Source organism: Brevibacterium sanguinis (assembly GCF_039528855.1).
Lineage (GTDB): Bacteria > Actinomycetota > Actinomycetes > Actinomycetales > Brevibacteriaceae > Brevibacterium > Brevibacterium sanguinis.
Map to the genome: position 1 here is coordinate 140,653 of NZ_BAAAMB010000009.1, position 9,017 is coordinate 149,669.

Genomic DNA, 9,017 nt, shown 5'->3' on the forward strand with positions numbered 1-9,017 from the left:
GCCGGCGTCGTCGGCCGACAGCGCGGCCGCGGCCTGGGCGACGAGGACGTCGTCCTCACCGATGGGCAGCGGCCGTCGCTCCCACGGCGGACCGCCGACCGCCTCGGCGGAGGCCACGGTCGAGGTGCCGATGACGGTGCCGTCAGCGGTCGAGAGCAGGGTGGCGAGCACTTCGCCGTCGACGGCGTCGAGGCGCAGCGTGCGGGCCTCCGTGGGACCGGCGGCCCGGTCGGCGGCGAGGGCGGGAACGGTGCCGTCCTCGGTCGTCGACACCGCCTCGGAGGCGGGACCGGCGCCGAGCACGGCGAGGCCGACGGCGGCGACGGCGACGAGGCCGGTGAGCACGCGCAGGGGGACCCGGGAGACGCTGCGCGGGGCTGCGGTGAGGCGGTCGGCGCCGAGGACGAGCAGGGCGATCGCGCCGATGCTCGTCAGCGTCACTCCGGCTGCGGGGTACGACCCGATGAGCGCGAACGGGCCGACCTGGGCGGGCAGGTGCGCCTGGATGATCGAGACGACGAGGCCGGTGAGGTAGAGCCCGACCGCCCAGGTCAGCACCGTGAGCGGGATGCGGGCCTCGATGAGGGTGAGGAAGGCGAGCAGGAGCATCGGCAGGACGATGAAGAGCGCCCACAGCTGGCTGATGCCAGTCACCCCGAGCGGTTCGAGCAGCCCTGTCAGCCACGTGGGATCGAGCGGGGCGGGGAACCCGACGGCGAGGAGGTACGTCGGAGCGGTGCCCGGGGACAGTGTCTGACCGGGCATGACGAACAGGGTGCCGGGGTGGGTGACGACACCGACGAGCCACGGCCACGTGAGCACGAGGGTCGGGACGAGCAGCCAGAGATGGCGCAGACCCCGCCGGCGGAGCACGAGGGCGATCGTGAGGACGAGACCGACGACGAGCATGAGCGGGATGCCTGCGATGATGACGACGAGGAGCAGCCCGGCCGCCGCGGCCGCCGAGACCGACCCGGTGCGCAGGCTGCGGGTGAGCGCGATGATGAACAGCGGTGCGGCGATCCACACGAGGATGACGCCGAGGCGGCCGGTCGACAGTCCCATGACGAAGAGCGGGGCGACGAGCCAGAGGAGGCCGGCGAATCCGCGGACCCACGTGCGGGAGACAAGGATCCCGGCGCACGCGTAGGCGGCGACCGCCGCCGCGATCGGGGCGGCGAGGATGAGGACGCGGACCGTGACGTCGAGGTTGCCGAGGAACGGCAGACCGAGCACCGCGAGGACGAGCTGGAGCGGATCGGCCGGGGTGTCGATGCCCGTGCCGGCGTCGAGGAAGCCGCCGAGGAGCCGGGTGACGAGTTCGCCGTAGCCGATGTCGGTCGACCCCAGCGCACCCCCGACGAGGTGGCCGGGACCGAGCAGTCGGTGGGAGACGAGACCGCTGAGCAGACCGGCGGCGAGGATGAGGAAGAAGAGAGGGTGGGTGAAGATGCCGGCGCCGCCGCTGACCTCGAGGCGGGAGAACGAGTCGATGGCCTCCTCGGTGTCACCGACCTGGTTGAGGTCGGCCTCGTCGAGGGTGTCGTGGTCGCCGTCGCCCGAGCCGGTTCCGGTCCGGCGGGCCGCCATGCTGCGCCGGTGGACGGCGAGTTCCTCGGGGTCGGCGAACAGGGAGTTCAGATGCGCGGTGTTCGCGCGCTTCGCCAGCCGACCGCGCCGCGCGTTGGCCCGGCGCAGGCGGGCGGTGGCGCGGACGTCGGCGGGCAGGCCGACAAGCGCGGCGAAGCGCCAGCCGGCGGTCCGCACGTCGTTGCCGAGCAGGGAGAGGAGGCCTGCGCCCAGCTGGGTGGCGGCCAGGGTGATGAGCAGCCGGACGAGGCCGGGCCGGGCGAGGCTGAGCCGGTAGCGCTGTTCGGTGCGCACCTGCGCTCGCGAGGTCGGGGGCTTGGCCGAGGTGCCGAGCTGGGCCGCCTCGGCGGCGGAGATGTCGAGTCGAGCGCCGGGGGCCAGGGCCACCCGCCGTCCGAGGTCGCGGAGGCGACGGGAGTATTCGATGCCGCGGTAGGCCGGGCCGAGTCCGCGGCTGGGAGCGCCGATGCGATCGAGATCGGCGGTGGCGATGAGCATGCCGGGCAGGTCGAGCGCGAGCGTCTCGGACTCCCCGTCCCGCTGTCCCTGGTCGAGCTCCCCCGATCCGACGGGATTGACGCGCACCCCCGCCGAGGTGGTCGTCACCCCGGCGGAGACGATCCGCTCGTCGCTGAAGAGCTTCGGCCCGACCGCGGCGACCGAGTCCGCAGCGCCGATCGCGTCGAGGAGCTCGTCGAGGCACCCCGGCGCGGGGCGGGAGTCGGGAGTGAGGAACCAGAGGTAGTCGCTGCCGGCGACGGCCGGCAGGGCGAGCGCCTCGGAGACGGCAAGGCCCCCGAGATCGACGACGGGGATCTCGGGGTGGATCCTGCTCAGGGTGGTTTCGAGCTCGGCCTTGCGGGAGTCGTCGCCGGAGATGACGACGACCGTGACGGCAGGTCTCACACGACTCGCTTCTTGAGTCGACGGCGTTCGCGCTCGGACATGCCGCCCCAGATCCCGAACCGCTCATCGTTGGCCAGCGCGTAGTCGAGGCATTCGGAGCGGACCTCGCAGGACTCGCAGACGCGTTTGGCCTCGCGGGTCGATCCGCCCTTCTCCGGGAAGAACGCCTCAGGGTCGGTCTGGGCGCACAGCGCCTGGTCCTGCCACGACAGTTCGCCGTCCTCGGCGGCGCCGAGGAGGAGCGAGAGCGGCGACACTGCCGCATCGTCGGCGGGCAGCGGTGTGAGATCGTTCGGATCGATCGCCAATGGGTCCGGCAGCGTGTCCGGTGTGCGGGCGCCGGGTTCGACGAACCAGTCGCCGGCGCTGCGGGAGGTCACCCCCGGTACGGAGACGAACTCCTCGTCCTCTAGTCTCTTGCTCTGTGCGCTCTGCACGGTTCTCCCCTTTCTCACGCTCAGCGTGTTGTGCCATGCGAATCCGAGAATTCGTGCTAAGCGCGTTCCCCTTAGGTATAAATTACACGCGTGTCATTACCGCTGAGTCAAGCCCTCGTGCAGTATCCAAGCGGGGAGGAACCGCGTATTCGAACACACCTTCACATACACACGCGCCGCGAACACAAGATATGGTGACCGGCATGCGCACCTGCCACAATCCATGGTGCCCACCTGATGGGATCGTGAGAATTTCGGATTCGTTCGGCTGGGATGGGAATATGGAGGAATGAGCCAGGGTGACGGTCCGCGAGCAGGCATGAACGACAGACTGCTGACCGTCTACGCGCCTCCCCTCGACGAGGACATCCGGCCCGGTTCGGACCTCGCGGGCATCCTCATCACCAGTCTGCGGCGCAACCGCATCGATCTCAAGGACGGCGACATCCTCGTCATCGCCTCGAAGGTCGTGTCGAAGGCCGACGGGAGACTGACCTCGGTGGCTGACCGCGCCGAGTTCGAGGATCTCGTCCGAGCGTCCTCGACCCACCTCGTGGCCGAACGCAGCTATGCGTCGGGAACGACGGTCCAGGTCGTGCGGACTCGGGCCGGCACGGTGCAGGCCGCGGCCGGGCTCGACCAGTCGAACTCCGGCGGCGACGTCGTCCTCCATCCCACCGACGCCGACCGGTCCGCCGCTCAGCTGCGCGCCCGGGTCGAGGAGGCCTTCGCGGTGCGCATCGGCGTCGTCGTCTCCGACACGACCTCGCGACCGTGGCGGGTCGGGGTCGGCGACATCGCGCTCGGCCTCTCCGGGTTCTCCGGCCTCGACGATCAGCGCGGACTGCCCGACGACGACGGGCGCGTGCAGACGGTGACCGTGCGCGCCGTCGGCGATGAGATCGCCGCCGCCGCCGACCTCGTCAAGGGGGCCGCCCGCGGTCTGCCGATGGCGCTGATCCGCGGTGCCGGCGGCTACCTCGACAACGGAGGCGGTGGAGCGAAGGCGCTGTGCCGGGACCTCGGCGAGGACTGGTTCCGCTTCGGTCACGTCGAGGCGATCCAGCGGGGGCTCGGCGTCGATACCGTGCCCGGCCGCGCCCCCGCCGGGGACGGGGGCGACGACATCCTCGAGCGCGTCTCCCGGGCGATCCGCGTCGTCCGCGGCGGCAACGCGCGCACCCCCGGCCATGCGGCCTGGCGGATGCGCATCGAGGGGTCGGGCTCGCGGATCATCATGAGCCCCTCGACCTCCCCGGCGACGACGCAGGCCGACGGACCTCCGATCCTCGAGGCGATGGTCGGCCTCGGCTCCCTCGTCGAGCGCATGCACACCGCGCTCTTCGCCGAGGATCTCTCCGCGACGACGAAGTGGCACTGGGCCGAGGGGGACCTCGGCAGCTTCCCGCGGGGAGTGACGATCGACATCGGACTCCTCTCCCCCGACAGCACGCACTGATCCCCCAACAGCACACGCTGAGAAAGCAGGACAGATGGATCTCACCCGCCTCGCCGGCACCGGCGGTCCCGTGCTCTTCTGGCGCGGGCCCGACTTCGACACCCTCGACCTCACCGGCCCGGTCATCGCGAACTGGGTGAATAAGGGAGTCGGTCTCTTCGGCGACTACGATCTCGGCCCCGACTTCACCCTCTTCGTCCCGCTGCCCGGCGGTCTCCACTGGCGCGAACTCGTCGCGATCCTCAGCGTCCTCCTCGCCGGTGGCCGCGTCGTCCTCGGCGAGCAGGGCGCTGCCGGGGGCGAGGGGTCGGCTGACGGCGCCGACTCACCCGGCAGCACCGCCTCGGCCAACAGCATCTCGGCCGTCCCGGACGGGGACTTCCACGCGCTCGTCCCGGTCGGGTTCGAGTCGGACCCGGCGATCGCCTCGGCGGAGGAGATCTTCGTCTTCAATCCCCCGGCACTGGCGCTGAGCACTCCGGTCGATGCCGACTTCATCGACGTCAACTCCGCGATCCGGGCGTATCCCGATGTCACCCCGCGCCGCCTCGACGGCTCGGGCACCCTCGCCGTCCTCGGGGCTGCGGGGACGACGGAGATCCCGTGGACCGCGGCGATGCCGGCCGGTTCCGCGGGTCGCCCCGCGGGGATCCTCGTCTCCCACTCGACCCCGCAGGAGGACCAGTGGCCGGACCTGCTGGGCCACCTCCTCGGCGGCGGTGAGACCGTGCTCGGCACGGGAGTCGATGAGGCTCGCATCGCGGACCTCGCACGGGAGCTCGGTGAGGTCCGTGGCAGACTGGGGACATGGACAAAGTAGTTGACACGCCCGCAGAAGCAGTGGCCGATATTGCCGATGGATCGTCGATCGCCGTGGGCGGATTCGGGGTCGTCGGAGTCCCGGAATTCCTCATCCGCGCGATCAGGGAACAGGGGACGACGGACCTCGAGGTGATCTCGAACAACGCGGGCGTCGACGGCCGCGGGCTCGGGGTGCTGCTCGCCGACCATCGGATCCGGCGGATCATCGCGTCCTATGTCGGGGAGAACAAGGAGTTCGCCCGACAGTACCTCTCCGGTGAGCTCGAGGTCGAGCTCACCCCGCAGGGCACGCTCGCGGAGAAGCTGCGCGCCGGCGGTGCGGGCATCCCCGCGTTCTACACGATCACCGGCGCCGGCACCCAGGTCGCCGAGGGCGGCATGCCGTGGAAGTACGACGCGGACGGCAACGTCATCAAGGAGTCCCCGGCGAAGGACACCCGGGTCTTCGACACCTTCGGCGAGGAGCAGACCTACGTCCTCGAGGAGTCGCTCGCCCCTGACTACGCGCTCGTCCGCGCCGCCGTCGGCGACCGCGACGGCAATCTCGTCTTCCACTCCTCGGCCCGCAACTTCAATCCCCCGGCCGCGCAGGCCGGTCGGATCACGATCGCCGAGGTCGAGAAGCTCGTCGAACCCGGTGACATCGATCCCGACGAGGTCCATCTGCCCGGTGTCTTCGTCCACCGCGTCGTCCCGCTGACGGCGGAGCAGATCGCCGACAAGCCGATCGAGAAGCGCACCCTCCGTCCGACCCCGACCGCCGCGAACGCCTGAGGAGAGCTCACCATGGCACTGACACGCAACCAGATGGCCGCGCGCGCGGCGCAGGAGCTCGCCGACGGCAGCTACGTCAATCTCGGCATCGGCATGCCGACCCTCGTCCCGAACTACGTGCCCGACGGTGTGCGGCTCGTCCTCCAGTCGGAGAACGGCCTCCTCGGCGTCGGTCCGTACCCGACCGAGGACGAGCTCGACCCCGACCTCATCAACGCGGGCAAGGAGACCGTGACGATGCTGCCGGGCGCCTCGTACTTCGATTCGGCTGCGAGCTTCGGCATGATCCGCGGCGGCAAGATCGATGCCGCGATCCTCGGTGCGATGCAGGTCGCCGTCAACGGCGACATCGCGAACTGGATGATCCCCGGCAAGATGGTCAAGGGCATGGGCGGGGCGATGGATCTCGTCCACGGCGCCAAGCGCGTCATCGTCGTCATGGACCATGTCGCGAAGGACGGCACGCACAAGCTGCTCGGCGCCTGCGACCTGCCGCTGACGGGCAAGGGCGTCGTCGAACGCGTCATCACCGATCTTGCCGTCCTCGACGTCACCGGTGATGCCTTCACCCTCGTCGAGCTCGCACCGGGAGTCACCGCCGAGGAGGTCAAGGAGAAGACCGGCGCCGAGGTGGTCGTCCCCGACGACGTCGCAACCATCACCGTCCCCGACGTCTGAGTCCCGCGCGTCCCGCCGGGTCGCACTGAGCCTGGGCTGACGCACTGCCAGTCGCGCGCGGCCAGTTGCGCACTGCCGTCGCCGCTCGTCTGCACGCCTGCGACACGAGGCCGCTGCCCGCTGACGCTCCATCGGAGTGTCGGTGCGCAGCGGCCTCGTGCGCTGTCCCGCCGCAGCCCGCCACGCGCAGGCCGCATCCGGCACGCGCAGTCCGTATCCGCGCCGACAACGCCGACCCTCACACGCGACTCGCGGCCTCACGCACAACCCTGGGCTCTACACACAACGCGCAGCCCCACACGCAACACTGAGCTCGCCGAGAGGCACCCACAGCCCCGAACACACCGCGTGCACGGGTAGTGAAAGCCGCTCCACAGGCGGGGTGCGAGAAACCGCGCTCGATCACGTGCCGCTCAGCTCGTCACGTACAACCCGGAGCCGCACCGACAACGCAACCCGTCACGAACAACCCGCAACCCTACACACACAACCCTGAGCTCACCGAGAGGCACCCACAGCCCCGAACACACCGCGTGCACGGGTAGTGAAAGCCGCTCCACGGGCAGGATGCCGGAAACCGCGCTCGATCAGGCGCCGCTCAGCTCGCCACGCGCAACCCGGAGCCGCATTGACAACGCAGCACGTCACGAACAACCCTGGGCTCCACACACAACACTGGGCTCGCCGAGAGGCACCCGCAGCTCCGAAGACACCGCGTGCACGGGTAGTGAAAGCCGCTCCACAGGCGGGGTTCGAAGAATGCGGTTCCGCCGCTCATACCCGCGCTGAGGATCCGCTGGACTCCGCCCGCGTGCTCCGCTCAGGAGCGAGGCAGCCTCAGTAGAGGGGCAACCTGAGGAGAGAGGCAGCCTCAGGCGAAGGGCAGCGCGCGATCGAGTCCGGTGGTCGCGACGAAGAGGTCGCCGTGGCCGTCGGCCGTGACCGCGGGTTCGTTGGCGCCGATGAAGACGCTCTGCCCGCGCGTCAGGGTCGTCGAGTTCCCCACCGACGTCAGGGTGATCGTCCCCGAGGTGCACAGCACGATGGCCGCCCCGCGCCGGTCGATGCGCTTCAGCCGCGGGCACCGCAGGGCCTGGAGTGCGAAGTCCTCGGTCGCACCGGTGAGGACGCCGTCGCGGTCGGGCTCGAGCAGCTGTGGGGGCGCGGCCGTGAACGTCGCGATCCGGGTGAGTTCGGGGATGTCGACGTGCTTGCTCGTCAGGCCCCCGCGCAGGACGTTGTCGCTCGAGGCCATGATCTCGATGCCCGTCCCGCCGAGGTAGGCGTGGAGGATCCCCGATTCCATCGCGAGCGCCTCGCCCGGCTGGAGGTGGACGCGGCAGAGCATGAGCGCGACGAGGACACCGGGATCGTCCGGATAGTCGGTGACGAGCTCGACGAAGGTCTGCATCGGGTCGACGGCCGTGCCGAGCTGGGAGGCGTGCCCGCGCGGCGGGGTCGCGAAGTCCTGGCTCGCGATCTCCGCGACGAGCCCCGGCGCGCGGTCGTCGCCGAGGACGAGCTCGACCGTCCGCGCGAACGCCTTGGCATCGCTGAGCGCCTTGAGCGACGCGAGGATCTCGCCGAGGAGGTCGAGCGAGGACGCCGACAGCGACAGGGAGAGGAACCGCTCGAAGGTCGCCCGCACGGCCTTGCGCGAGCGGAAGCCCGTGAGGGCGTGGAACTCGGTGAGGGCGTAGATGAGCTCGGGCTTCGCCGAGGCGTCCTTGTAGTTGCGGTCGGGAGCGTCGAGATCCGGCCCCGTCTCCTCCTCCCGGGCGAAACCGGCAGCGGCCTGCTCCGGGGTGGGGTGGACCTGGATCGACAGCGCCTTCTCCGCGGAGAGGACCTTGAGCAGGAAGGGCAGGCAGGGCCCGAAGACCTCGAGCGACTCGCGTCCGAGAAGTCCCTCGGGATCACCGGCGATGTATTCGATGAGGTTGGGCCCGAGGTCGAGTCGCCCGGAGGTGCGGACATCGACGGACGAGGACGAGCCGACGTGTCCGTAGCCGACCGCCCCGTGCGTGCCCTGGGCGGCGGAGAGTTCGAGTCGTGAGGGGCTGAGCGGGTGCGCTCCCAGCCAGAGTTCGGCGCACGGTGTGCCGTCCGGGACAGTGCCGAGGATCGCGGGAATCGCGTCCGGGGTGCCCCAGTCGAAGTTCTTCACGGTGTTGTGCAGCCGACGCACTGGCATCACCTCTCCTGCGAATCGTCCGTGCGCTCTCGCGCATCCATCCCTCAACCGTAGCGTGTGCGCCTGCCGGAATACCGCGATGACGCCGTGACTTCACTTTCTGTTCAGGCCCGGTCACACAGTGTTCACCGCGCACACGCCAGCGGCCCCGAGACGC

Annotated in this window: 7 protein-coding genes; 4 read left to right on the forward strand and 3 right to left on the reverse strand. The window is 70.4% G+C overall.

The features are described 5' to 3' along the window. Both ABD154_RS10990 and ABD154_RS10995 read right to left on the reverse strand, forming a co-directional pair. Positions 1 to 2,496 (reverse strand): glycosyl transferase (locus tag ABD154_RS10990; RefSeq protein WP_344251293.1); only part of this gene is annotated, 2,496 nt, incomplete at its 3' end. After that, entirely contained in the window at positions 2,493 to 2,876 is a 384-nt protein-coding gene (locus ABD154_RS10995) for a WhiB family transcriptional regulator (RefSeq protein ID WP_344251341.1), read from the reverse strand. The genes ABD154_RS10995 and ABD154_RS10990, both read right to left, overlap by 4 nt. A gap of 376 nt (positions 2,877 to 3,252) precedes the next feature. Here ABD154_RS10995 and ABD154_RS11000 point away from each other — a divergent pair, with 376 nt between their 5' ends. Genes ABD154_RS11000 through ABD154_RS11015 form a run of 4 tightly spaced genes read left to right on the forward strand, consistent with a single transcriptional unit; the run spans position 3,253 to position 6,666 of the window. Then, positions 3,253 to 4,392, forward strand: coding sequence for a coenzyme F420-0:L-glutamate ligase (locus tag ABD154_RS11000; RefSeq protein ID WP_344251294.1), 1,140 nt, complete (start codon positions 3,253 to 3,255; stop codon positions 4,390 to 4,392). A 34-nt stretch (positions 4,393 to 4,426) separates the two neighbouring features. Then, the gene (locus ABD154_RS11005; protein WP_344251295.1) at positions 4,427 to 5,212 is read left to right on the forward strand and encodes a hypothetical protein; all 786 of its coding nucleotides are present in this window, start codon (positions 4,427 to 4,429) and stop codon (positions 5,210 to 5,212) included. Continuing rightward, positions 5,200 to 5,988 (forward strand): CoA transferase subunit A, encoded by a 789-nt coding sequence (locus ABD154_RS11010; protein WP_198498379.1) that lies wholly within the window; start codon positions 5,200 to 5,202, stop codon positions 5,986 to 5,988. Before ABD154_RS11005 ends, ABD154_RS11010 begins: the two co-directional genes overlap by 13 nt. A gap of 12 nt (positions 5,989 to 6,000) precedes the next feature. Further along, entirely contained in the window at positions 6,001 to 6,666 is a 666-nt protein-coding gene (locus tag ABD154_RS11015) for a CoA transferase subunit B (protein ID WP_344251296.1), read from the forward strand. An 871-nt stretch (positions 6,667 to 7,537) separates the two neighbouring features. Here the strand turns inward: ABD154_RS11015 and manA are convergent. Beyond that, positions 7,538 to 8,860, reverse strand: coding sequence for a mannose-6-phosphate isomerase, class I (manA, locus tag ABD154_RS11020; RefSeq protein ID WP_344251297.1), 1,323 nt, complete (start codon positions 8,858 to 8,860; stop codon positions 7,538 to 7,540). Positions 8,861 to 9,017 lie beyond the last annotated feature (157 nt).